This window comes from Novosphingobium aureum (assembly GCF_015865035.1).
GTDB lineage: Bacteria > Pseudomonadota > Alphaproteobacteria > Sphingomonadales > Sphingomonadaceae > Novosphingobium > Novosphingobium aureum.
The window spans coordinates 24,012-47,226 of sequence record NZ_JADZGI010000006.1 but is presented as its reverse complement, the minus strand read 5'-3'; the positions used below and the strand labels follow the sequence as shown (position 1 = coordinate 47,226).

The 23,215-nt window shown below is 60.4% G+C and carries 20 protein-coding genes and 1 tRNA gene; 5 read left to right on the top strand and 16 right to left on the bottom strand.

All coding sequences use genetic code 11. The features are described from left to right. Positions 1-58: 58 nt before the first annotated feature. Positions 59-1,324, top strand: a complete 1,266-nt coding sequence (locus I5E68_RS18880; RefSeq protein WP_197167120.1) for an SIR2 family protein — start codon at positions 59-61, stop codon at positions 1,322-1,324. Beyond that, positions 1,321-3,066 carry an ATP-binding protein gene (locus tag I5E68_RS18875; RefSeq protein ID WP_197167119.1) on the top strand — a complete coding sequence of 582 codons (1,746 nt, stop codon included), beginning with the start codon at positions 1,321-1,323 and terminating at the stop codon, positions 3,064-3,066. Before I5E68_RS18880 ends, I5E68_RS18875 begins: the two co-directional genes overlap by 4 nt. 674 nt (positions 3,067-3,740) lie before the next feature. On the opposite strand, the gene I5E68_RS18870 is transcribed toward I5E68_RS18875, so the two are convergent. The 6 genes from I5E68_RS18870 to I5E68_RS18845 form a co-directional block, all read right to left on the bottom strand. After that, positions 3,741-3,848, bottom strand: a tRNA-OTHER gene (locus tag I5E68_RS18870). Between the two features lie 13 nt (positions 3,849-3,861). Further along, a complete protein-coding gene (locus tag I5E68_RS18865; protein ID WP_197167118.1) occupies positions 3,862-4,374 on the bottom strand; it encodes a helix-turn-helix domain-containing protein in 513 nt (170 codons plus the stop codon). Between the two features lie 239 nt (positions 4,375-4,613). Continuing rightward, entirely contained in the window at positions 4,614-4,883 is a 270-nt protein-coding gene (locus I5E68_RS18860; RefSeq protein ID WP_197167117.1) for a hypothetical protein, read from the bottom strand. Between the two features lie 66 nt (positions 4,884-4,949). After that, on the bottom strand, positions 4,950-6,728 hold the full coding sequence (locus I5E68_RS18855; protein WP_197167116.1) for a ParB/RepB/Spo0J family partition protein: 1,779 nt from the start codon (positions 6,726-6,728) through the stop codon (positions 4,950-4,952). A gap of 67 nt (positions 6,729-6,795) precedes the next feature. After that, the gene (locus I5E68_RS18850; RefSeq protein ID WP_228727366.1) at positions 6,796-7,191 is read right to left on the bottom strand and encodes a DUF3768 domain-containing protein; all 396 of its coding nucleotides are present in this window, start codon (positions 7,189-7,191) and stop codon (positions 6,796-6,798) included. Positions 7,192-7,520: 329 nt separating this feature from the next. Beyond that, complete coding sequence (locus tag I5E68_RS18845; RefSeq protein ID WP_228727365.1) at positions 7,521-8,996, bottom strand: DUF4942 domain-containing protein; 1,476 nt, start codon at positions 8,994-8,996, stop codon at positions 7,521-7,523. Between the two features lie 399 nt (positions 8,997-9,395). Between I5E68_RS18845 and I5E68_RS18840 the strand changes: the two genes are divergently transcribed. Continuing rightward, the gene (locus tag I5E68_RS18840) at positions 9,396-10,220 is read left to right on the top strand and encodes a hypothetical protein (RefSeq protein ID WP_197167115.1); all 825 of its coding nucleotides are present in this window, start codon (positions 9,396-9,398) and stop codon (positions 10,218-10,220) included. A 105-nt stretch (positions 10,221-10,325) separates the two neighbouring features. Beyond that, entirely contained in the window at positions 10,326-10,664 is a 339-nt protein-coding gene (locus I5E68_RS18835) for a hypothetical protein (protein ID WP_197167114.1), read from the top strand. A gap of 39 nt (positions 10,665-10,703) precedes the next feature. Here the strand turns inward: I5E68_RS18835 and I5E68_RS20415 are convergent, their stop codons facing one another. The 10 genes from I5E68_RS20415 to I5E68_RS18785 all read right to left on the bottom strand — a co-directional run bounded on the left by I5E68_RS20415 (position 10,704) and on the right by I5E68_RS18785 (position 22,720). After that, positions 10,704-13,841 (bottom strand): type I restriction endonuclease subunit R, encoded by a 3,138-nt coding sequence (locus tag I5E68_RS20415; protein WP_323982222.1) that lies wholly within the window; start codon positions 13,839-13,841, stop codon positions 10,704-10,706. After that, a complete protein-coding gene (locus tag I5E68_RS18825) occupies positions 13,838-15,430 on the bottom strand; it encodes a restriction endonuclease subunit S (protein WP_197167112.1) in 1,593 nt (530 codons plus the stop codon). Before I5E68_RS18825 ends, I5E68_RS20415 begins: the two co-directional genes overlap by 4 nt. Then, positions 15,427-15,837: a nucleotidyltransferase substrate binding protein gene (locus tag I5E68_RS18820; RefSeq protein ID WP_197167110.1), complete on the bottom strand. Its 411-nt coding sequence runs from the start codon at positions 15,835-15,837 to the stop codon at positions 15,427-15,429. The genes I5E68_RS18825 and I5E68_RS18820 overlap by 4 nt, the downstream gene beginning before the upstream one ends. Further along, positions 15,827-17,425, bottom strand: a complete 1,599-nt coding sequence (locus I5E68_RS18815; protein ID WP_197167108.1) for a class I SAM-dependent DNA methyltransferase — start codon at positions 17,423-17,425, stop codon at positions 15,827-15,829. The genes I5E68_RS18820 and I5E68_RS18815 overlap by 11 nt, the downstream gene beginning before the upstream one ends. A 237-nt stretch (positions 17,426-17,662) precedes the next feature. After that, on the bottom strand, positions 17,663-18,607 hold the full coding sequence (locus tag I5E68_RS18810) for an ArdC family protein (protein WP_197167106.1): 945 nt from the start codon (positions 18,605-18,607) through the stop codon (positions 17,663-17,665). 397 nt (positions 18,608-19,004) lie between these two features. After that, entirely contained in the window at positions 19,005-19,331 is a 327-nt protein-coding gene (locus tag I5E68_RS18805) for a single-stranded DNA-binding protein (RefSeq protein ID WP_197167104.1), read from the bottom strand. A gap of 67 nt (positions 19,332-19,398) precedes the next feature. Further along, positions 19,399-20,043, bottom strand: coding sequence for a hypothetical protein (locus I5E68_RS18800; RefSeq protein WP_323982221.1), 645 nt, complete (start codon positions 20,041-20,043; stop codon positions 19,399-19,401). Beyond that, positions 20,040-20,699, bottom strand: coding sequence for a DUF7146 domain-containing protein (locus tag I5E68_RS18795; RefSeq protein WP_228727364.1), 660 nt, complete (start codon positions 20,697-20,699; stop codon positions 20,040-20,042). Before I5E68_RS18795 ends, I5E68_RS18800 begins: the two co-directional genes overlap by 4 nt. Before the next feature lie 369 nt (positions 20,700-21,068). Next, positions 21,069-22,094, bottom strand: a complete 1,026-nt coding sequence (locus I5E68_RS18790) for a helix-turn-helix domain-containing protein (protein WP_228727363.1) — start codon at positions 22,092-22,094, stop codon at positions 21,069-21,071. Between the two features lie 179 nt (positions 22,095-22,273). Beyond that, on the bottom strand, positions 22,274-22,720 hold the full coding sequence (locus I5E68_RS18785) for a hypothetical protein (RefSeq protein WP_228727362.1): 447 nt from the start codon (positions 22,718-22,720) through the stop codon (positions 22,274-22,276). Between the two features lie 154 nt (positions 22,721-22,874). Between I5E68_RS18785 and I5E68_RS18780 the strand changes: the two genes are divergently transcribed. Further along, the gene (locus I5E68_RS18780; protein WP_197167098.1) at positions 22,875-23,126 is read left to right on the top strand and encodes a helix-turn-helix domain-containing protein; all 252 of its coding nucleotides are present in this window, start codon (positions 22,875-22,877) and stop codon (positions 23,124-23,126) included. Positions 23,127-23,215 lie beyond the last annotated feature (89 nt).

The window sequence follows — 23,215 nt, the reverse complement described above, 5'->3', positions numbered from 1 at the left end:
TTTAGCCCAAAAGCCCGCGAAGCTCCTGGAGACAGGGTGAACGACAACAGGGATTCAAATGCCATTCTGGGACGGCCGTGCTGCCAATGCTGCGAATATCAGACTCTATGTCCCGGGCACGGGCTGGCGGGCGGCAGTCAACATGGAGGGCGATCCCGACGATGAGCCGGTCCCAGGGTCGGCCAACGCGGTCGGCAGCGTGCTGCTGAACATCCTCAACGCCACCAATCTGGTAGTCCTCACCGGCACCGGCTCGTCCTTCGGCGTCAGCAATCCGCAAGGGCGACCGACACCGGCGGGGATGTGGGATGTCTGGGTCGCTGTGCGCGCTGCGGCGGGCGACGCTGTTTTCGATGCGATCGTTGACAGCTTCGGCGCCGAGCGCGTGAGCGAGAATATCGAGAAGCTGCTCACCTTATGCAAACTCTATCTCGAACTTCATGACGGTGAGACTAGCGAGCCCGTGCTATCCATGCAGGCTTTTGTCGAAACCGCCGAGCAAGCAATCCTAGCGCGCGTCGACTTCATCGATCGAGAGAGCGGCCTCGACGCTCATGACGCTCTGGTCCGCAAAATCGGACGCCGTGGGGTGCGCAAACCCCGCGCCAAACTCTTCACAACTAATTATGACCTCTGCTTTGAAGAGGTCGCGCGCCGATCACGCTTCACGTTGATCGACGGTTTTTCGCACAATCTCGACCAAACCTACGATCGCACCCATTTCGATCTCGATATCGTGCGTCGGGAGGGACACCGCGAGAACCCCGACTATGTTGCCAATGTCCTGCAATTCTACAAGCTGCATGGCTCGATCGACTGGCGCCGTGTCGAAGGCGACATCCTGCGCACGCGCGCGCAGGTCGGCAAGCCGGTCCTGATCTATCCGCGTTCGAGCAAATATCAGGAGAGTTTCGATGCGCCCTATCTCGACATGCTCTCGGCCTTCCAGGCGGCCTTGCGCGAACCAGATACCGCGCTCCTGATTTCCGGGTTCGGGTTCAATGACGATCATATCAGCAGTCCGATCATGTCCGCGATCGAATCCAACATGTCGCTGCGGCTCGCGATCTGCGACATCGCTTTCATCCCCGACGAGCAGCTGTTGCTCGGGGCCCACGATCTGGCGGGCAAGGCCGAGCTTCCCAACCACTTTCTTACGCGGTTCCGGCGTCTAGCCGACAGTGGCGATGCCCGTGTGCACCTGATGAACGGCCGGTTCCAGGATCTCGCCGCCGCGATGCCGGACCTGATCGGCGAAACCGACCGCGAGCGACATATCCAGCGCATGCGCGCTATCCAGCAAGATGCGGCGGGTCCGGGATGAACCCGATCAATCCGATCGAGACCGATCGCTACGTCGGTACGGTGACCCAAGTCACGGCGTCCCATGTCCATATGAACCTGCCCAACGCCGTGCCGGGGCGCGAAAGCCGGGGAACGTCGTTAGGAGCGGTCGGCGACTTCGTGTTTATCGATTGCGAGCAATCCTTCATACTTGGTCGCATCGTCGAGACCCGCCTGCCCGACGGCGAGCGGCTGACCGTCGAGCCCAAGGTAGGCGATGGCGGTACGGTCAACCCGATCGGGCGGGTGCAGCTGCTCGCCGCTGTCGAACAGCGTTCCAATAGGCTGAAGCGAGGCCTTGTCCAGTTCCCGCAGATCGGTGACGCAGTCTATCTCGCCCAGCCCCAGCTTCTCGCGACCCTGATCCGCAATGCGGTTGCAGGATCAGACGATCTGACCCTAAGCATCGGCCGGATCGACGCCGCCGACGGGGTTGATGTCTGCCTGCCCCCCGATCGCCTCTTTGGACGTCATTGCGGGGTGTTTGGCGCGACCGGGGGAGGCAAGAGCTGGACAGTCGCTACGCTGGTCGAGCAGGTGAAGGCCGCTGGCGGCAAGGCAATCGTTCTCGATCCGACCGGTGAGTTTTCCGACCTCGCCTGTGTCGACACGGTATTCACCTTTGCGGAGCCGACTGCAGGTCAGGAGTTAGCGTATTTCCCCTATCGGCACATGACAGAGGACGATCTATTTTCGCTGTTCCGGCCATCGGGACAGAGCCAGGGACCCAAGCTGCGCGAAGCGATCCGCAGTCTCAAGCTGGTAAGCGCAATGGGGGCTGCCATCTCGCAGGGCGTCACTGTCGTGGACGGAACGATCATCAAACGCACGAAGCCGCGCGCGCCATTCCTCACGGCCGTGCGTGATCACGCGGTCACGCTGCATGCGCCTGGATGCGCCTTCGACATTCATCGCCTCGCAGAGCAGATCCGAGCCGAATGCATCTATCTGACCGGTGAGCCAGGCCATTTCGGCAATGCCGACCAAGGCAGTGTCGCCTTCTGCGAAAGCCTGACTGCGCGGATCAACACGCTCCTCGCGTCGCAAGAACTGCAATGCGTCTTCGGACAGGACGGAGTCTCGCTCGTCGACGAACTTCGCGCTTTCTTCGAGGACGACGCGCGAGATGTCGCCGTGGTGTCCTTCAAGGAGGTGCGTTTTGAGCATAATACACGCGAGATCCTTCTCAACGTGATCGGACGCTTTCTGCTCAGCGAGGCGCGCGCTAATCGTTTTCGGACCGACCCTCTGGTGGTGTTCCTTGATGAGGCCCATCAATTTCTCGGCCGGACCGTCGGGGACGATTATGCGTCGATCAAACTCGACTCCTTTGGCATTATCGCCAAGGAAGGACGAAAATATGGGCTGACGTGCGTGCTCGCGACCCAGCGCCCACGCGACGTGCCGCCGGACGTGCTCAGCCAACTTGGCACTCTTATCGTCCACCGCCTGACCAATGATCAGGACCGCGAGACGGTCGAGCGCGCCTGTGGCGATCTCGACCGCGGTGCCGCTCAGTTCGTGCCCATGCTTGCACCGGGCGAGGCTGTAGTCATCGGCCCTGAACTGCCCGCACCGGTGCCGATCTTCGTACACCGCCCCGCGACCCCGCCCGACAGCAAAGGGCCGGCGTTCCAAAAGGCGTGGCAGGATCGCCTTGCGAAGCGGCAGGCGCCTCCAGAACCGCCCGAGGCTCCCGCGCAGGACGAGCCCGCACCGTAACCAAGAACCGACGTCGTCGTAGAGATTGCGGCCTGCTTGGTCCCTTCGTCGATGACCATTACTATCCGTTCCCCCTAATTGCAGCCGCTATATCTCGTGAACGAATAGCGGCTTCTGGGCGGGCCAGTGGGCCGGTCTAACGACCGTATTTGAGGCGCTTAGCTGCCGGGCCGGTTCCTCCCCCGGCGGACGGCAGGCTTCAGCTTGCGCGGTCGTTTACGGCCTAGCGGCTGAATGTCGTAAGTTGGGGTCAGCACATAGAACGGCCCCAGATATACGCTAACGCGGTCGGGTGTCGGCAAACCCCCGGTTTCAGGTTTCCGTACAGCCGGTCAAAGCGACAGGGTTTGTCGCACACTCTGCTATCCCGTTGGCACACCCGCCAAGGTCAATACGAACGCTGGTCTTGCGGCCAGCGAAGGGGTAAACTCGGGCAGTATCTCGGATGGCAGTCATGAGAGCGTATATCTGTGCCCCTTTTATGTGACGGCCCCAAGTTGGTCGCGATCTGCCTGGGCGTAAGCGTCAGCTATCCCCGCCACCCAGAGCTGATACAGACATTCCGCCATCGGCCCGATGGTGATCATTCCGGCCCCGTCTGAACCAGTCTGCATCCAGGCTTCGCGCATCCGCTTCTGCGACACTTAACTCTGACATTTACAAGATTGAAAAGAACGCAGTGGTAGGACTTGAACCTACGACCTCCTCAGCGGTATGAGTGAAAATGCTAAATCCACTATATACCTAGAAACCAAGGGCTCTATCCTCTGAGCTACACTGCGAAGCTGTAAAAAATCATGCCTTTCGTTTATGGGAAGGAAGACCAACGTTCTTACGCTTCTTCTTGTTCTCCTCCCTAACGTCTGTGAACTCGGGCTCTAACGCCTTAAGTCGATCTATTAGGCCGGTCAGATCATATTCATTGCTGATCTTACCATGACCTCTTTTGGTCCGACCAATCCTCTTCACCAGTCCAGCATTCTCTAGCTCGGCAATATGCCGTTGGATTTGCCGTTCGCTCATGTTCATGCGCTCGGCGAGGGTTTCTTTTTTAGGGAAAGGCCTTTTCTCTGCGTCCCACCAAAAATCGATCAAGTGCAAGATGATATTAAACTGCACCGGATTCAGCCCCAAGCGGTGCTGAGCCTGCATGAGCAAAGACGGAACGATGGCGAACCCATAGTCGATGACAGGCTTGCCGAATTTTCGTTGCGACTTATTGCGATCATCCTTTGCGACACGCGGCGGCATAGCAATGACGTTCGGCGCGGGCGGGGGAGGCGGAGGAACTGTGTTTTCGTCGGACACTGCGATTACCTTTCGAGGCTCAACATGGCCTGCAAAGTCGCAGTCTGCAAATTTTCCGACCGGTCACCAACGTCTATAGCGACCAGTCGCAGGCATCTCGTTCCTAGACTGGTCACTGACGACCGGTGAAGAAGGACGTAACATGTGAACAGGATGAACCGTAACGTCCATATTCACAGCATCTAGGATAGCCACTGGTCGCCTGTGTCTAGTTGCTTCGAGGGGCCGCCTTGCAGGCATTACCCATTTGCAGCTTTGATCTGCTCAAAACCCGGCGATGGAATTAACGGCAGCAGCTTCTCCCGCAGATTGAGAAGATCATCTGCATACCTTTCCATGCTGGTTGCCGCATCAGGGTCTTGATAAGCCGCTTTTGCCGACGACTTTACCTCGTTGGCGTAAAGGATCGCGTAATCGCTCGATTCCATCAAAGCACCGCAAATCCGGCTCATTTCAAGCTGTGTTAGCTGCACGCTAATCGGATCACATGAATCTTCAGGAACACTCATCCTGTCACTCCCCGATTTCAGGAGGAAGGGAGGCCGGTGGAGCGACATGCTCCACCGGCCAGCACATCAAGCAACCTGGGACATTTCGCCTTCGTCCGTGAGCTGCTCGAGAAGAGGTGTAAAGCGGCGCGCCGGTTCGGGCAACCAGCCAACAGGAAGCCGCTCGTTGACGGCAACGGCAAGGTCGCCCTTCTTCATCTTGGCGCAATTCGCGGCGGCATCCTCCCCGCATTCGTCGGCCAGGATCGCAAGAAGGCTCGTCTTCGTAAGCCGGTCAAAGAAGGGCTGGCCGGGGTTCCAGTGCTGGCGAAGATCGAGGCCCGCAGCCTCGGCATACGTGTCAGCGGTGACCTGCCGCGCACCGATTCCGCCGTGGTTGTAGGTCGTGCCGTTGAGCGTGGTCGCCACCAGTGCGGCGAGCAACTGCATCTTGTCCGCCTCGTCCATCGCGCGGATCGCCTCAAAACGGCCATCGGCGGGAATGTCCGCGAACTGCTCGACAAGCTGGGCAGGAAGGTCAGCAAGGCGGCTGCTATCAAGCATGTCCTGCTCGACCGTGTGGCGGGCAACGGTCGGGTGAATGTCAGCGGCAAGGTCGTAGCTGTGCAGGCCATGGAGCAACTGCGCGGTCATGCTGTCCAGCAGAATATCGAGGGCAAGGGCAGGCTGGGCCGCAACTTCCTGTTGCAGCGCCATCGTGCGAATGGCCGTCAGACGCTCGATCATGCTTGCAGCGTAGGGGCCGGTTTCCTCGACCTTGGCGCTGGGCCGCTCGACGTAAACGGTCCAGTGGCGCAGAACCAAATCGCCTTTGTAGCCGATATAGGCACAAACCCCGCCGTTGGCCTTCTGCGCGTCAGTGAACGCCTCGAAGCCTTCCGTAATCGCGTTGCGCTGCTCAAACAGCCTGGCGGCTTCCTCGCTGTCCTCACCGCCTTCGGCTTCCAATGCTTCAATCTGCGCATTGAGCGCGGCAAGCTGGGCAGCTTCCTCGTCGGTCGCCTCGCGCGTCTCGGGGCGCAGATACCCGCGATTGTAAATGTCGTGGGGAGCCTCGGCGACAACCTCGACGATCTTCCAACCCTCCGCTTTAAAGCCCGCGCGAATGCCGTCCAGCTTGGCGTTCACCAGCTCGTCCAGCAAGGCCGGGTCATCGGCGTAACCTGTCTCTCCGAACAGGTCGCGGGTGATCGTGCCGCCTGCGACCTCGTATGCATCGAGCCCAACGAAGCGGCAAACTGCGGAATCGGTGCGAACCTTCTCGGTCGTGAGGGCGCGGCGGATCGCGGCGGGGCTGTTGCCGCAACGCTCGAATGCCTCGATCTGCGCGGCGTGATCCTCGCTCATGGTGAGCGCTTGGGCGGCTTCCATCCCGATCGTATCGGCGGCGAAGGCTTCCAGTAGGGCAGGAGCCAGACTGCCGAGACGGAGCAACTTGGCGACATGGCCAGTGCTGTAACCAAAGCGGGCCGCAATATCCTCGGCGCTCATGCCGCCCTCGTCGCGAAGCTGGGCGAATGCGGACACCGCGTCCGCTGGGTGCATGTTCTCGCGCTGGGTGTTCTCTACCAGCGAAAGCTCGATGGCCTCGGCCTTGTCCTTGATGATGACGGGGACGGGAAAGGCAGCGGTCACGTCCTTGCGCTTCTTGAGCAACTCGAGCGCGCGAAAGCGGCGCCCCCCGGCAAAGACCCAGAACTTGCCGCCTTCCTCGTAAACGCCAAGGTTCTGGATGAGGCCGTGCGCGTGAATGTCGTCGGCCAGGGCCTCGATGCCGGTTGGCTCGACCTTGCGGACGTTGAGGGGTGAAAGGCGAAGCTGCGACAGCTTGAGAGTGGTGGTCATGGTCTGAAATTCCTTGAGAATGGGGGAAGGGGAGGGCGACGCCTGCGCCGCCCTCGATGCTGACCGATCAGTATTCGTCGGCGCGAAGGATCGTGATGATGCGCATGGTCACATCGTTGTCAGCCGGGTCCGGTGATCCGCCCTCAAGCGCGTTGTCGTAATAGTCGATCTTCCAGAAACAGCGGGTTTCCTTCCACTCGAAAGCCCCGAAATCACGCTCGCCGTGCGGGTTGTTGTCTTCGGTGAAGTCCGCGAAATCCGTCACGATCCGCAAGACGTTGGCAGTGTCGAACCAGAACGGCGAAAGGTCGGTGTCCTCGATCATGGCGCGAATGCCATCGGTAAGGACGACGCGGCCACGCTGGGGATTGCTCAGGTCGGCCCGAAGCGCATCGTTCAGAACGGCTACGCGCTCCGCGTATTCGGCGCGCTGCTCGGGGGGCATTGCTGCGAAATTGGTCATGTGCTTGTTTCCCTTTTTCTTACGATGGAGCCGAAGGCGATGGGCACCATCGGCTTCTGCCTGCTGGCGAAGCGGGCCGGGGAATGGCGCAAATTCGGGCTGATCGCGGGGGAGGGGGATCACCCGCCCTGCACGAAGCGAAGCGTAGGAAGGGTGGGGATACCCCCGCGATCACCAAGCGGAGCGCGGCACGCGCGCAGACGGCTTGGCCCTTGCGCCAGGGGGCCGGAACAGGCCCCTGAACTCAAGAAATTGGCGCGACGGCTTGCCGTCTCTGCTTCGGGGTTCGACGCGCGCGGTGAAAGGAAAACCGCGCGCGCCTCCCGCGCCTACTCGGGCTTGCGAATGGCAAGAATGACGGTGTTCACGTTGGTTCCGGCATGGGCGAACGATCCGGGGGGAAGGTCGAACCACTTCGATTGGCGCCCCCACCGGGACACGGGCGCGGCCTGCTCGACAAGGCGATGAAGTGCCTTATGCCGCTTGTCCTCGGCAAACTCGGCACGCGCGGACATGATCGCCACCAGCACACCGCCCGGCTTCAGAAACTCGTAAGCGTGGCGCACATGGTCACAATCCCGGCCGCGGTCGAATGGCGGGTTCATCACAATGCAGTCAAAGGGAGTGAAGTGCGCCGGGTCCAGGGCGAGAAAGTCGCCCTCGATCACATTGGCGAAGCCGTGCAGCACGCCCAGCTCATGCGCAAGGCCCGGCTGAATCTCTACGCACGTCACATCTGCGCCCGCCTCACGGGCAGGCTTCGCCAGCGCCGCGTTGCCGGCGCTCGGTTCAAGGACGCGCTGCCCCGCCCGAATTTCCGCGCGCTCCATGACCTGCCGCGCGACTTCCTCGGACGTGAAAAACTCGCCAAAATTCTTGGCCGGTGTGAGGTGGAAGCTCGGCGCATCGTCGGCCTCGCTGGTGTCGTATCCATCCCCGATGGCCTCGCCGTAGTATTCGGCCAGGAGCCGGTTCACGGCATCGAGAAGGTCTTTGTTCTCGAACCAGATATGCAGGTTGCCGTTCTTGAAGATCCGCACGCGCCAGTAATCGCCATGAATGACAGCCGGAAGGTTGGCACGGTTGCGCGCTGCATCGGTAACAAGGTGAGCAATGCTCTGGCGTTCGGAGACGGGCGGCTTGCCGTCCAGTTCGAGAAAGACACGCTCAACGTCGCGCAGGGTGTCGCGGCGCTCGTAGCGATCCCAAGAGCCCCATTCGTTCAGGGCGCGATCAACGATCAGGCGCGAACCGATCTTGAACCCGTCATGCGAGCGAAAGCGGCGATCCAGCTTGGCAAAGACGTTGGCGATGCCGCGCAAATAGAGTTCGCGCCGGTTTCCCCAGATATGCCCGAAGGTGGCTGAACAGTTTTCGGAGGTGAAGGCGGCGGGCGCCTCGCGCAAACCATCGTGAAACTCGCGGCGGGCCTGCTCGTCCAGCAACTGGTCAAAGCCGAGTTGATCCATGAGCGCGGTCCAGCAACGCCGGTCGACAGTCTGGGTCAGAACCGCCGTGAAGTTCTCGCGCGCCGGAATTTCCGTGCAATCGCCGGTTTCCCGGTGGCGTTTGCGGATGGTCTTGGAGGAAATGAAAGCCTTGGTCAGCTTGTCTTCGTAACGCTCGCCACTGGTCGAGAGGGAAAGCGAACCGGCGATAGAAAGCCGCCCTGCGGCCTCGCGAGTGTCGTGGTAATGGTCGTAAAGGTCGAGCCACATGGCAATCGTCTGATCGCGGCCCTCGCAAATGTCGGAAATCTGCTGCGGGGTCATCAGCTCCTGCCCGCTGGTTGGCTGCTCGAACATGGAATTTCGCTCCTCGTGGGTTTGTGCCGTCTGCCTGCGGCGGCGGCTCTGACCCGCTGGCGAAGCGCGGGATGGGGAGGGGAAAGCGAAATCGACGGGAGGTGGTGCGGGCAGCAAGCCTAGAAGGCCCGGCGCGCCAGGCGCGCCGATCTGGCCGCACTTGGCGGCAACCCGGTCTTGTCTATTTCGCTTCGGGGAACGAAAGGGCAGGAGCCCTTGGCTGTTTGCCGCTCAACCTCGATCGCGGCGGCTATGCCGCCTCATCTTTGAGCGAGGATCGTCACCCGTATGGGACGAAACCGCGAAGCGGGTTCGGTCGGAGCGCAGCGGAGATAGAGCCGTGCCGAAGGTCGCTCCCGCGTCCTCGCCATTTTCATGGTGCAAATAGTCTATGGCTTTGTGGACGAAATCCAGGGCAGTTTGTACGCTCACGGCATGACGGCGCCTGCTTATCGAGAAAAATATGTCGCCTTCGTCGACCTTCTCGGATTTTCAAACTTGGTCCAGCGCTCGGCCAATGATGAGATGGCCCTGAAGGCTGTCGTCGATGCCATTGAGCGGCTCAAAGACACTGCTTGCGAAAACCCGGCGACGGACACCCTCATCACCTATTTCAGCGACTGCCTCGTACTCTCGTGCGAACGCAGTCCCCGCGCCCTGATAAGCATGTTGCAGAATCTGGTGACGATTGCGGAAAATCTGCTTGTCGTGGACGTGATGGTGCGAGGGGCCCTGACTGTCGGCAAAATTCATCACGACCGCCACTTCATGTTCGGGCCGGCCATGATCGAGGCCTACCGCATGGAGTGCAAGGAAGTCAGTCATCCGGCGATCATGCTTTGCCCGGTGGTCAGTGCCGACATTGAAGCGTCAGGTTTTCAGCTTTGGATGATGCACGACGACGCGGAACCAGAGCGCAAATATCTGCACTACCTCATCAATTTTCAGGCCTATGATCCTACACCACGAGCGGGGACCGTTGTGCTCGATGGTCCCGCACGATTGGTCCGACACTACCTCGCCAAGCGAATTGCAGAACACAAAGATGAAAGCCTGCTTTCAAAGGCGACTTGGCTGGAACGCTACTGGAACGACACGGTGGGAGCGCAAGGAATTTTGGGGATGGTCGACCGCGATGCCGATCGCATCCGGCCGGATGCGCAGCCGTTCCGAAGTCAGCGTTTCATTGTGGGGAAAGGGCCAGAAGCAAAGTCAGCGGGTTGAAATCCAGCGACGCCTACCCGTTTAGAATTACAGGTCCTGGCGGTGGTGCCGCATTGTGCCGTCGATCCAATGGACGTGGAAGCGAGGACTTGGTAGGTTTTCCAAATGACCGATATCGCCCCTCTTTTTCCGCGTTGGGCTTCAACCTGGGGCGAGCTCGCGCGCACGAATGCGTTGGCGCGATCGCAGTGCCGGTGCTGCGGAATGCAGCAGCGGGTCGACGTGTCGATCCAGATTTTGCGCTTTGGCGCAAACGGCTCCCCGATCGACCTGCGCGACAAGTGCATGGTTGTCGGATGCCACGGCACAGTTTTCTATCTGGCGGCGCGGACCTATGGGCGGCAGTGGATCGCACTGGATCCGCGCAGTGATCCTCGCGGCACTTCCGCGCCTGGCGTGAACGCTGTTACGCTCAACATCGGCGCAACAAAGCCATACGGCTAAGCCGCTAACGCAATTGGGGCAGCGCTGCCCTCGCCTGGGTCAGACAGCCATGCCCCGGAGTAGGATTTCCGCCTGCGCCAGAACGGTCTGCACGGCTTCATCGGCCAAATCTGGCGGATAACCGTACTTCTTGAGAATGCGCTTCACCAGGACACGCATCCGCGCGCGGGCGCTTTCACGCTGCTGCCAATCCACGGTCGCGTTGTTGCGCAATTGGTCGAGCAGCTCATGGGCAATGAGGCGTAGCTTCTCGTCACCCATGGCTTCCACTGCACTGTCGTTCTCCGCCAGCGCCATGTAGAAGGCGACTTCCTCCGGGCTCAGGCCCATGTCCTCACCGCGGGTTCGAGCCGCCTTCATCTCCTTGGCGAGCTCGATCAGTTCCTGGATCATCTCGACGGCGGAAATGGCGCCTGCATGATACCGGGCGACGGCATCCTCCAGACGGTTCGAGAACGCCTTGCTTTCAACCAGATTGGTCTTCGAGCGGCTGACGATTTCGCCGTTGAGAAGCTTCTTCAGGGCCTCAAGGGCAAGGTTCTTCTTTTCCATCTTTCCGACTTCCATGAGGAACTCGTCGGAGAGGATGGAGATGTCGGGCGACTGAATCCCCGCCACCTTGAGGATGTCGATAATCTCGGTCGAAGACACGGCGCGATCGACAAGCTGCTGGACCGCGAAAGCGCGGTCCTTTTCGCTGACCTTGCCGGTCGCGGTGGTCTTGGCCAGGGCGGCACGGATTGCCTGAAAGAAGCCCACCTCGTCGCGAATTTCGCGGGCTTCATCACTCGCCGAGGACAAGGCATAAGCTTTGGACAGCTCCAAAACCATGTCCATGAAGCGGCGATGAGCGCGCTTCTTGTCTTCGTCGGTCTTCTGCCGCGCGGCCAGCGCTTCCTGCCACTTCAGTACCCAGTCGATTGCCCCGCCCAGGCAGATGAGGCGCTCGCGGGGCTGACCTGTGATGCCCGGGCGATAGTCGAAGCCATGGAAGACATCCCGCAGGGCCTCGTAGCGCTCCATCATCGCGGCAATGGCGGCGGATTCGTCGATACCGGTCTTGTCCCGATCCGAATCTGTATATTGGCTCAGCGCTTTGCGAAGGTTCTGGGCGATGCCGATGTAGTCGACAACAAGCCCGCCGGGCTTGTCCTTGAATACCCGGTTCACTCGGGCGATCGCCTGCATCAGTCCGTGCCCGCGCATCGGCTTGTCGATATACATCGTGTTCATGCACGGCGCATCGAAGCCCGTCAGCCACATATCGCAGACAAGAACCAGGCGGAGCGGATCGTCGGGGCTGCGCGCCCGCTTCGCGAGGTCGTCACGGCGCTTCTTCGAGCCGATGTGCTGCTGCCATTCGACCGGGTCGGAAGCCGACCCGGTCATCACGATCTTGATGGCCCCTTCCGCGTCATTCGAGGAATGCCAGTCAGGCCGCAACGCAATGATGCGATCGTAGAGGGCCACACAAATCCGGCGGCTCATGCAGACGGCCATTGCCTTGCCGTTCATGGCCTCAATGCGCGCTTCGAGGTGGGCGACCATATCCTCGGCGATTTGCGCCAGGCGCTTGTCTGACCCAACCAAGGCTTCCACTGCGGACCATTTGGCCTTCAGCTTCTCGGCCTCGGTCAAAGATTCCTCTTCGATCAGGGCCTCGATCTCGCTGTCGATGAGAGGTTTCTCGTCCTCGTTCAGCTCGATCCGGGCGAGGCGGCTCTCATAGAAGATCGGCACCGTGGCGCCGTCTTCCACGGCACGGCTGATGTCGTAAATGTCGATGTATTCGCCAAAGATCGCCGGCGTGTTGATGTCCGCGGCTTCGATCGGCGTGCCGGTGAAGCCGATGAACGAGGCATTGGGCATGGCCTGGCGGATATAGTGCGCATAGCCGTATCGCCGCAGCCCGGTTTCACGATTGAGGCGCGCTTCGAAGCCGTACTGGCTGCGATGGGCCTCATCAGCCATCACGATGATGTTGCGACGGTCCGAGAGCAGGGGAAAGGCCTCCTCGCCCTTTTCGGGCGAGAACTTCTGAACGGTGGTGAACACGACCCCGCCAGCGGCCTTGTCGAGCAAAGCCTTGAGATCGGATCGGCTTTCCGCCTGATCGGGGTTCTGCCGGATGAGATCGCGGCACAGACCGAATGTGCCATAGAGCTGGTCGTCCAGGTCATTGCGGTCGGTCAGGACAACGATCGTGGGGTTTTCAAGGGCCTGGGACTTCACCGCAAGCCCGGCGAAGAACGCCATCAAGAGGCTCTTTCCCGACCCTTGGGTGTGCCAGATGACACCGATCTTGCGGTCCCCATCCGGCCCCGAGGCCTCCACGGCCTGGCGCACCGCTTTGCGGGCGCCGTGAAACTGATGGTAGCCCGCAATGATCTTGAACGGCCCATCGCCCTTATCACCGAACACGATGAAATCGCGGAGCAATGCCAAAAGGTTTTCGCGCGTAAACACGCCGCGCAGCAGGGTTTCCAGCTCGGGCATGCCCCGGTGGGCAAAGTCCTCGCCGTCGACTGTGCGCCAAGGCATGAAGCGTTCGGCATCGGCGGTGATGGAGCCGATGCGTGCTTCCATGCCGTCCGATGTCACCAGAACAGCGTTCGAGGCGAACAGGCTCGGAATCTGGTGCAGATAGGTCTGCAACTGGTTGTAGGCATCTGCAATCGTGGCATTCTGCGCCGCGGCGTTCTTCAGCTCCAGAACCGCCAGCGGCAAGCCGTTGACGAACAGGACAAGGTCCGGGCGGCGATTGGAGCGGTTCTGGACCACAACGAACTGGTTGACGGCCAGCCAGTCGTTGGCATCCGCGCGCTCCAGGTCGATCAGCCAGATTTTGGTGGCGGCAGTCTTACCGCTATCGGCGCGATACTCGACATCGACGCCTTCGGTGAGCAGCTTGTGGATGCGCCGGTTTTCCTCGACCAGCGAAGGCAATTCGCCGGTCAGTACGCGGCGCAGGGCTTCCTCGCGCGCGGCTTCGGGGGCGTCTGGGTTGATCCGGGCAATTGCGGCTTCCAGCCTGCCCGTCAGGATGACATCGCCAAAGGAGCGGCGCTCTGGTGCGGAACCGTCCGGCGCGATCACAGAGCCGTGCAGGTAGCTCCAGCCTAACTCCTCCAGCGTTTCGATGGCCGCCAGTTCGACAATGTCTTCCGTGATGCTCACGCAGCCTCGCTTTCCCGGGCCACGCGCACGGCGCCTGACATCAGACGGGGGAGGAGGTAATCGCGGGCTTCGGCGAGGGTGCGGTTTTCAAGTTCGTTGTGGATCATCTGATCCCAAAGAGGCTGCATAATCGCTGACATAGCCTCGATTGCGGAATTAGGCGGACAAACAGTGGCGGCGTTTGTCAGGTGCATTCGCTGGATATGGCCCATCGTCGTTGCCTTGGAAGCGGCAATGAGCCGGAACTCCGGCATGTGGTGCTGGACCCAGAGGGCATAAAACCATTGCGGATAAACATCGGATGAAACCTTGAAGAGGTGCTGATTCAGCGCCCCTTCGCCTTCAGTCCAAACTTTAGCCATCAAGCTGCCAGACCAAGAGAAGATGAAATCCCCGTCCTTGATGATGTACTTGGATGGCAAAGTGCGCGCAGCGCGATTGGTGCGGTCCGAAAGGCCGTTGCGAAGCTCGGCGATCTTGATGACTGGCAGGTCAGGCTCGCCCGGCTTGGCAGGGTGCTTTTGCAACGCAAGCCCGTTGAGGAACTCTGCAATTGAGTCCAACGGGCGCTCACTCCACCCGACGGGCAAGTCATCATCGCGGAAGGCAGCGGGGAAGAGGGCGGCGAACTGGGCCGCGCGGGCGGGCTCCAGGGTCAATCCGCCCATGATGGCCACTGCGTCCGTTTCCCCAGCAGCCTTGCGCCGCACGGGGCCGAAATCGACAAACCAGTCCCGGAAGATCGCCTGCGCCATCCCCTCCAGCGTCTCGTTCATCCGCCGGTTGAGTTCGATCTTGTCGTCCATGGTTCCTAGGACAGAGAGGATGCGATCCTGTTCTTCAACCAACGGAAGAAAAATCGGCATCTGTCGAGCGGCTCCGACATTAAAATGCTGTTGAACAGCGCCGACCAGATTGCTTCCAATATGATGAGCGGCAAGAGAATTTGCCCAGTATGCCAGATATCTGGGCCGGAGTTCGCTTCCGCAACGCACGATCACAAGATCGGAGCAGTTCGCATCGCTCAGCCAATTCGGGATAACGCTGCAAACGCCTGGTTTGCCAGTCCGAACGATAACGACGTCGCCGGGTTTAAGAGCCGACTTTTTCAGGCGCTTATGGAAGTCAGGCGAAATGAATTTCAGGTCTTGGGACAAAATGCGATAGGGTGCGATGTTCAACGACCGCAGGAATGGAATTCCTTCAGGAACATATTCGTTCGCCATCGAGCCTACGTGACCGACAGTAATCTCAGAGGCAACTTCGCCAAGTGTAACAATAGGCCAACGAAGCGCCTTCGCATCTCGGTCAATCACCGCTTGGAATGTTGGCGTAACCGTACGCCAATCGACCACATCGACGCGAAAGGGCAGGTCACTTTCAGAGAATGCCTCTGCCAGATCGCCCAGCACCGAACGGGCTAGGGGCTCCTTGCCCTTTAGCGCCAGATCAAGGTCGGAATGCGGTTTAGCCGTCCACTTAGCCCGGCTGCCGAACACACGCACGGACACTCCGGCAGGTAAGTACCGAGCAATGATTTCATGCACGATTTTCGCATGATCGGGACGCAGATCGACAGGTTGCTTCATGCCAGCCCTTCACGCAGGCGATCCCGCAGAAAACGTGCTTCGGACAGGAAATCCGGCACGATAGCGAAAACCTCGCGTGCCTTTTCCTCGTCATAGGTGTGACTGGTGGTGCCGCGTGCGCGCCGATAGTCCTTCCACACCGACCAGTCGCTGCGCAGCAGCCCCCGTTCGTTCCCGGAACGGATAAGGTCCTGAAAGGTCATGTTGTCGAACTCGTCCGGATTGGCCGACGTCGCCTCGAGGAAGCGCTTGAGCATCTTGTGGGCCAGTTCATAAGTGAACTCGAAACGCTGGATGCAGGCATCGCGGATCAGATCGTCATCGCTGTCCTGCGCATGCCGGTCCAGCGCCACTTCCAGCGAAACGATGGCCTTTTCGAAAGGCTCGATAGAGAGGTCAATCGGCATCGGGCACCACCATTGCCAGCTTCTCGCGGATCAGCGCGGTCAGCCGGTCACTTTCGTTGAATTGATCTTCCAGGGTCGCGGTCAACGCGGCGAAGCGTTCGGCAAAGGGAACGCCATCGTCCTCGACATCCTCGGCCCCGACATAGCGTCCTGGCGTGAGGACATGACCGTGTTTGCGGACATCATCAAGCGTAGCCGATTTGCAGAAGCCGGGGATGTCCTGGTACTCGTCCTGTTCCGCCTCGGGCTTTGCCCGCCAGCGGTGATAGGCGCCAGTAATCGTCTCGATGTCCGTTTCCGAGAACTCGCGCCGGGTGCGGTCCACCATGTGACCAAGGTTGCGGGCATCGATGAACAGGATTTCACCGCGTCGGTCGCGGTGGCCGTTCGCACTCTTGTCTCGAGCCAGAAACCACAGACAGGCCGGGATCTGCGTGGAATAGAAAAGCTGGCCGGGAAGTGCGACCATGCAATCCACCACGTCGCCCTCGATCATCGCCTTGCGGATTTCGCCTTCGCCAGATTGCTGGGACGACATCGATCCGTTGGCCAGCACCACACCGGCCGTGCCGCGCGGAGCCAGGTGGTGGATGATGTGCTGAAGCCATGCGAAGTTGGCGTTGCCTGCGGGCGGCGTGCCGTATTTCCAGCGGACATCGCCTTCAAGCTGGGGCTGCCACCAGTCCGAAATGTTGAAGGGCGGGTTCGCCATCGCATAGTCGAACTTGAGCGTGGGGAAGGCGTCGTTGAGGAACGACCCTTCGTTGTTCCATTTGATGTCCGCGTCGATGCCGCGCACCGCCAGGTTCATCTTGCACAGCTTCCACGTCGTGTGGTTGCGCTCCTGGCCGTAGATGGCGATGTCGCTGCGCTTGCCCTCGTGGCTCTCGATGAAGCGCTCGGACTGCACGAACATGCCGCCTGATCCGCAGGCCGGATCGTAAACCCGGCCATTGTGCGGCTCCAGCATCTCGACAATGGTCTGCACGACGGAACGCGGCGTGAAGAACTCGCCGCCGCGGCGCCCTTCGGCACCTGCAAACTGGCTGATGAAATATTCGTAGGCCCGGCCCAGCAAATCCTTCGATTTGCCGTCGGCGCTGTGCATCCCGACTTTGGAGAACAGGTCGATCAGTTCACCCAGCATGGTTTTGTCGAGCTGCGGGCGCCCATATTCCTTCGGCAGCACATCCTTAAGGACAGTGGCATTGGCGCGTTCGATGGAATCCATCGCGTTATCGATCAGGTTTCCGATGTCACCCACGCGCTCCTTGCCGGTGGTTACATCCGTAAAGGTGATCTGCGGGCGCTTGGCGTTAGCCTGCAAATGCTCCCACCGCGCCTCTTGGGGCACCCAGAATATGTTGGAGGCCAGATATTCTTCCGGATCTTCCGGATCTGCGAACTCCTCCTGCATCAGCTTGGAACGATGATGCTCGAACGCTTCGGAAATATACTTGAGGAAGATCAGCCCCAGGGCGACATGCTTGTATTCGGAAGGTTCAAGATTTCCGCGCAGCTTGTCGGCGGCTTTGAAGAGCTCTGCCTCAAACCCAAGATCACTGCCACTATTACTCTGCGATGCCATCGAAACCTGTCCTGTTGCTGCGCAAGCGGTAGCGGAGGAGGGCGCTTCACGGCAACCTGACAGTGGGTTTTCGCGTAAAAATATGCGTGGTTTTCAGCGGCACTTCGTGCCCCCATCACCAAAGAAGAGCCGGGGCTGGACGTTTATCGTCCAGCCCCGGCGCGCGGCCTCCGCAAAACGCACAAATCATGCAGGAAAGTACCGGAGGGCGGCCACAGGCCGCCCTCGGCTTTCGCCTCACGCAGCAAGTGCCTGCGCAGGTGCATCCATGTGGGACAGGATCAGTTCGCTTGCGCTCTGCGCCGCGCTGGCAGCGCGGAAAATGGCCCGCTTATCATTCCGCAGGGCGGTCAACCACGATGCCACGTAAGCGGCATGGTCCTCGCGTTCAGTCGGCTCCATGCCAAGCTGCGCGCAAAGCATGGCTGCTCCGATCTCAGCAATGAGCTCTTCCTCTGCCCTGATTTCTCGGGCTTTTCCGTAATCGCGTAGGGTATCGCGGGCGAGACGCTTTGCACTTCCAGCGCTGTGCACGACCTCATGCGCAAGGGTCGCATAGAAAGCGTTGCCGCTTTCAAAGTCACCAAAGGCGGGCATCTGGATACGGTCGGCGGCGGGGTCATAGAAGGCGCTCGGGCCACCCTCGGCATAGGGGACCGGCCAGCGGGCAAAGGCGTCGTCCAGCTCCGTATCGCGCTCGTCGCGGTTCTTCATTTCGACAACGGGCGCGGGATACCTGGACATATCAAGCCCGTCGATCTGCTTGACGTTGAACACGACATAGCGCTTCAGGAATTTGCGGGTGGCTTCCTCGCCCTCGCTGTTGGTGACAGGCTCACCGGTTTCGCCGTCCTTGGGGGTGAAGGTTCCGGCATGAACGACAAGATTGCCCTTTTCGCCCTTACGGACCTGCCCGCCCAGCTCGGCGGCTTGGCGGTAGGTCATCCAATAGGGATTGGAAAACCCGCGCGTCATGGCGGCGGTCCAAAGCAAAAGGATATTGATGCCGCGATAAGCGGTGCCCTCATGGCGGCGGGGAAGAGAGGCAAGGCCCGATGCCCAACGCGGCGACCACGGGCGGGTGCCCTCTTCGAGCATGGCGATAATCTGGCTGGAGACTTCCTCGTACACGTCGGCGCGCGGGGCGGTGTTGTGCCGGGTGGTCTTGGTCTTGCGGGTCATGTGCTGGTTTCCCTTTTTCCTCGATGGAGCCGAAGGCGATGGCGTCCATCGGCTTCTGCCCGCTGGCGAAGCCGGGGGGGTTGAACCGGCACCGGAGGGCCGAGTGCGAGGGAGGGGGATCACCCGTCCTGCACGGGAGCGCAGCGGACGGAAGGATGGGGACACCCTCGCGTGAGCCAAGCGCAGCGCGGTTTGCCGCGCGAAGACGGCCTGGCCCTTGCCGGGAAGGGGGGAGGCCGCCCCCCTTGAGACTGACAAACGAAAAAGGCCGCGCTAACGCGGCCTCCGCTTCGAGCGAGGATCGTGACCTGAATAGGACGAAACCGCTTCGCGGGTTCGGTCGGAGCGAAGCGGAGATAGAGCCGTGCCGGCAGGCCGCTCCCGCTCCTCCCCGTTTCTAGTTGTCCTGCTCGGCCATCTTGCGCGCCAGTATCGAGAAGGAATCTGCGATCAACTCGGTCTTATAGACGATCCCGGCGTCACCCGAATGGCTGTTCTCGCGGGTCCGCCCGGTGATGTGAACAAGGTCGCCTTCTTCGGCGTTCTCGACCTGGGCGGCGATCTTGGGAAAGCACACGACGCTGTTCCAATGCGTATCGGTCTTCCAGTCGTCCCCGTCCCTGCGGTTGTAGTTCGAGGCCACACTGACATAGGTCACCTTCTCCAGAGGCCGGATTTTCCCGACACGTCCAATGATCCGGAATTCAGCGATATTCTGGGGCATCGAGGTCTTCCTTTCAGGCAGTGCGCGGCGCTCTCGCCGGGTTGTCAATTTAAGATGATTTCAAATTTCATTTAGTTGACGAACCTGCCACCACCTCGTTGCCATGCCGGAAGTGATACTTCGCGATGTTCTGAGGCGTTGCGTAGGTTTGATACGCGGCGATCCAGTTCTCGCTGATCGCCTTTTGGGCGGTCGCAAGCGGCACTTCGTGCCGGCAGACCAGGCGCCACAGGACATAGGCGAGATCGTTCTTGTCCTTGGCGTTAGCACGCCCGTTTCGGGGCTGAAGCCAGAGATCCTTTTCGTTGAACGGCGCACCGCCAATCGAGATCGGAATAAGGTGGTCCAGCTCATAGTCGGCCTTGCTTTGGCCGGGATGCTGCTGATCCATGAGGCGGCGCTTGTACCGACCGGTGATCGCATAGGCCGGACGGGCCGAGCGGGCGTAGCCCGGTCGGCAGATAGTCCGGTCTATGTTCTCCTGGGTCACGGCGGGGTCGATCGCTCCGGGCACGCCCTTCGGCGGGAGCCTGTCGGGCGTGATGAAAGCGCTGTCGGCGCCGTGAATGGTCTGAACAAGGCCGGTTCCGGCCGCGCACACGCTGCCTGGCGCAAGGTCGGAGCAACCGAAGCTCTTGCGGTCCTGCGGATGGTTCCACCAGGCCGCGACCGCGACAAACGCTAGGCCGCCCAAGAGCGCGGTTGCTCTCACGCGCGAGCCTTCAGCTTTGCCATGAGCGCATCGTTCCAATCGCAACGCGACGGGGGAGAGACAATTTCAAGGGAGCGGCCGTTCGCAGTGAGATTATCGGACCCGCGCTCGATGGCATCGGCCGCGGCCTTGCCGTGCTGCGAGTAGATCACGACGCGGCGAACGTGCTCGGGAATGAAGATGCTGGCGTAGCGTTCAACGCCGCAAACGGCGGCGCAACCCGATAGGCTGTTGAGGACAATCGCGGATTCTGCGTCTTCGAAGCCTTCGGCCAGGTTCATGGTGTCGCTGGCGGGCGCGCCGAGTTGCACGACACTGCCGCGAGGATCGCCTAGCGTCCGCTTGGGCTCCTCGAGCCGCGAGGACTTCGTTCCGTCGCGGTCGATGAAGATCCGCAGGAGCGCGCGCAATTCGCGGCCCTCGGTCATTGGCAGGATCAAGGCGGGCAAGCGCAGCTTGCGCCCGCCTTCATAGGTGATCGCGCCAGGCGCGAAGCGGCCCGCACGAGAATGCCCGATACCGCGTCGCTCTTGGTAGAGCTGGCCGGGTGTGCCTCGCAGGGGAAGCGCAAAATCCCAAAGCTGCTTGCACAAGGGCGTCAGGTCGCGCGCTGGTTCGACCGTGCGGGCGTCCCGGCCGGTGATTGGCGGGTTCATCTGGAGGTTCTTAAATGCGGCCAAGATTTCGTCTTGGGAGCAACCGGCAAAGCAGTGGAAGAGGACGGCTTTGCGCCCGGGTGTCACCGATAGGGAAGCGCGCCGATCAGCATGAGCCGGGCAACAAGCCTTGCCATATCTGCCATGCCAGATGCCCTTTAGATCCTTTACGATCTGTCGAGCGGCGCTTTCCGGTGTGTTCGCCATAGTCCAATAATGCACTATACAACCAAAACGAACAAGCGGATTTAGCACGGCCATATCGGCTTGCTCCCCTTGGGAGCACCCCGGCGGCGTAGCCGACGGTCTGCTTTCTCAGGATTGAACTGAGCGTTTTATGGGATGCTGTGTTTGAATTCAGATAGCCCGTCAGGGCTTACGCGTTGCCCGACTAGGGCAACTCCTTCTGGTTCCTTTTAAGATATTAAAACTAGTATGAGGAGGAGTGCAGTGATTGCACTCACGGGTGTTCGCTTCGGCCGACCGACGCTGAGCTGCACGTTCTCCGGCGAGAATGAGGGCTGCACGCAAGCCTTTGTCCTCTGGCATCATGTGGCGGCGCTCGACGGCACCAACGCTCGCCAGCATGTCAGCGTTCTGTTCGAGCGCCTCGGCCCGACGCTGCTCCTCGTCGGCAGGGACAGGCGCAAAGAGGCCGACCATCTTCGCCAGCCAGTCGGGTAGCTGACAGCGATAGAGGTTCGAGGTCTGCTCTGAACGCGCACCAAATTCGCTGTCGGAGGAATAGTCGTAGCGCCTGATCCATTCGAGCAAGCCCAGGCCCTTGAGCCGATTGATGCAATAGTGGACCGCGCGACGAGCAAGGCCGGTCCAGCGCATGAGCGTTTCATAGGACGGGTTGCACCACCCTTTGCGGTAGTGCAGATCGTCGAGGATCTTGAGCATCATGTCACGGCAGGAACGGGTGAAGAGCGTAAGTTGCTCTTCCTTGGCGGTCAGCTCGCGCCCCTGCCGTTTCTGTGCAGCCAACTCGCGCCCCCGATCGAAGGCAAGATAGCAAGCGCGCGAAAGCCGCTTGCGCTGATCGGTGTCGATCGCGCGCACGAAGTCAGCTTCGGCGGCATCGCCGGTGCGGACACTTCCAGCCCAAACCGGGCGGCGGGTGATGTGGGTTCCACCCCGTTGCACCCGCGTCCTGGGCTTGGTGCCGACAAGCTGCGATGCGGTTGCACTGAAACTTGAGCGAGCCTCGCGCGTCGGCGCTTCAACGCCGCAGATGACGCGCAAGGGAAGAACTCGTGCGCCAGCGCGTCTTTGCTGTTCCTGGAACTCGAAGGCAGCACGAATGTCGTCGTCACGCACGCCAATGGCACGCAGCTCCGCAACCGCACCAGCAGGCACATTTTTCAGTCCAGAGCTTAGGGTATGCAGCATCGTTCGTCCCCTCGTGCGAGAGGCCGTGCGCAGACAAAACAGGAGCGTGGCGCGAAGCGCGCTAATCCTTGACAGATTGGACGGGGGAGGCTATCTGACCGTTAGATTTGTAAGCGATCTTAAGTGGCGCCAACCACTTGATAGCAACCCCGACGCCCGGCCTTCGTGCCGGGCTTCGTTTATCCGCTCACGGCGTCCCCCTCTCCAATAAGTGGCAATTGCTGGGGCGAAGGCGTCAGTTCGCTGACGTAAGCCCCAACAGTTTCAAGCGCGACGCCAAGCGTCACGCCGCGATTGCGGTAGGCAATCGCTTCGAGAAAAGCGTGCTGTTCTCGCGGAAGATGTATCGCGATCTGCTTGTCGCTCTTGCCATCGCTGGGCGGCGGCGGGACACGCATTTCTTCGATCGAGTAGTTGGTCATGGCCTTGTCCAACATGGCCATGACGACCTGCTCAACTCCGCGCATTTTATAGGCCGATTTGTAGTCGCTCAGGCGCTTGCGGAAGCTGGCAGGGATGTTGAATTTGCACTGCACGAAGTCGGCCGCGTACAGCGCTTCCCGCTTTCGCCTCATGCAGGCAGCGGGAGTCGCGACGACTCGTTCGGAGGCAGACGTTCCAACCATGTTCCAAGCTGTATGTGACGTACCTCGGCTTGTCAAACCAACTACCCCGCAAGGTAGTTAAACGCAAAAATTAGCGTTGGGCGATGGATACGCTATAGATGGATGGAAGCTCTTACTCCCGAGCGACTGTGATGGAAGGCTGCGAACCCGACGTATGGCGCAATATCTGCAAGTGGACGAGGCAGCTTCGGAATTGGCGACCCACCTTGCCGCGAACGTCAAAGAACGGCGTGCCGCGCTGAAAATGACCCAGGTAGAGCTTTCCATCCGTTCCGGTGTCGCCACCTCGCATCTGTCCTTCATCGAACGGGCAAAGGCCAATCCCACGCTCGAAGTCGTCGAACAACTTGCCAAGGGCCTCGGTTGCTCTGCGATTGACCTTCTGACGGTGCAGTCAGCTCCCTGAAATCCCTTAAATTTGTAAACCATGCGATCCATCGCATACCACGCACGGCGCATACCCTTGCGGCTACCCTGATACGGTGAACTGATTAC

What these genes read in the sequence shown, in the direction of transcription:
- I5E68_RS18880 (WP_197167120.1), top strand. Translation starts at nt 59, where the DNA reads ATGCCATTCTGGGACGGCCGTGCTGCCAATGCTGCGAATATCAGACTC.
- I5E68_RS18875 (WP_197167119.1), top strand. Translation starts at nt 1,321, where the DNA reads ATGAACCCGATCAATCCGATCGAGACCGATCGCTACGTCGGTACGGTG.
- I5E68_RS18860 (WP_197167117.1), bottom strand. Translation starts at nt 4,883, where the DNA reads ATGAGTGTTCCTGAAGATTCATGTGATCCGATTAGCGTGCAGCTAACA.
- I5E68_RS18855 (WP_197167116.1), bottom strand. Translation starts at nt 6,728, where the DNA reads ATGACCACCACTCTCAAGCTGTCGCAGCTTCGCCTTTCACCCCTCAAC.
- I5E68_RS18850 (WP_228727366.1), bottom strand. Translation starts at nt 7,191, where the DNA reads ATGACCAATTTCGCAGCAATGCCCCCCGAGCAGCGCGCCGAATACGCG.
- I5E68_RS18845 (WP_228727365.1), bottom strand. Translation starts at nt 8,996, where the DNA reads ATGTTCGAGCAGCCAACCAGCGGGCAGGAGCTGATGACCCCGCAGCAG.
- I5E68_RS18835 (WP_197167114.1), top strand. Translation starts at nt 10,326, where the DNA reads ATGACCGATATCGCCCCTCTTTTTCCGCGTTGGGCTTCAACCTGGGGC.
- I5E68_RS18825 (WP_197167112.1), bottom strand. Translation starts at nt 15,430, where the DNA reads ATGAAGCAACCTGTCGATCTGCGTCCCGATCATGCGAAAATCGTGCAT.
- I5E68_RS18820 (WP_197167110.1), bottom strand. Translation starts at nt 15,837, where the DNA reads ATGCCGATTGACCTCTCTATCGAGCCTTTCGAAAAGGCCATCGTTTCG.
- I5E68_RS18815 (WP_197167108.1), bottom strand. Translation starts at nt 17,425, where the DNA reads ATGGCATCGCAGAGTAATAGTGGCAGTGATCTTGGGTTTGAGGCAGAG.
- I5E68_RS18810 (WP_197167106.1), bottom strand. Translation starts at nt 18,607, where the DNA reads ATGACCCGCAAGACCAAGACCACCCGGCACAACACCGCCCCGCGCGCC.
- I5E68_RS18805 (WP_197167104.1), bottom strand. Translation starts at nt 19,331, where the DNA reads ATGCCCCAGAATATCGCTGAATTCCGGATCATTGGACGTGTCGGGAAA.
- I5E68_RS18795 (WP_228727364.1), bottom strand. Translation starts at nt 20,699, where the DNA reads ATGAACCCGCCAATCACCGGCCGGGACGCCCGCACGGTCGAACCAGCG.
- I5E68_RS18790 (WP_228727363.1), bottom strand. Translation starts at nt 22,094, where the DNA reads ATGCTGCATACCCTAAGCTCTGGACTGAAAAATGTGCCTGCTGGTGCG.
- I5E68_RS18785 (WP_228727362.1), bottom strand. Translation starts at nt 22,720, where the DNA reads ATGGTTGGAACGTCTGCCTCCGAACGAGTCGTCGCGACTCCCGCTGCC.
- I5E68_RS18780 (WP_197167098.1), top strand. Translation starts at nt 22,875, where the DNA reads ATGGCGCAATATCTGCAAGTGGACGAGGCAGCTTCGGAATTGGCGACC.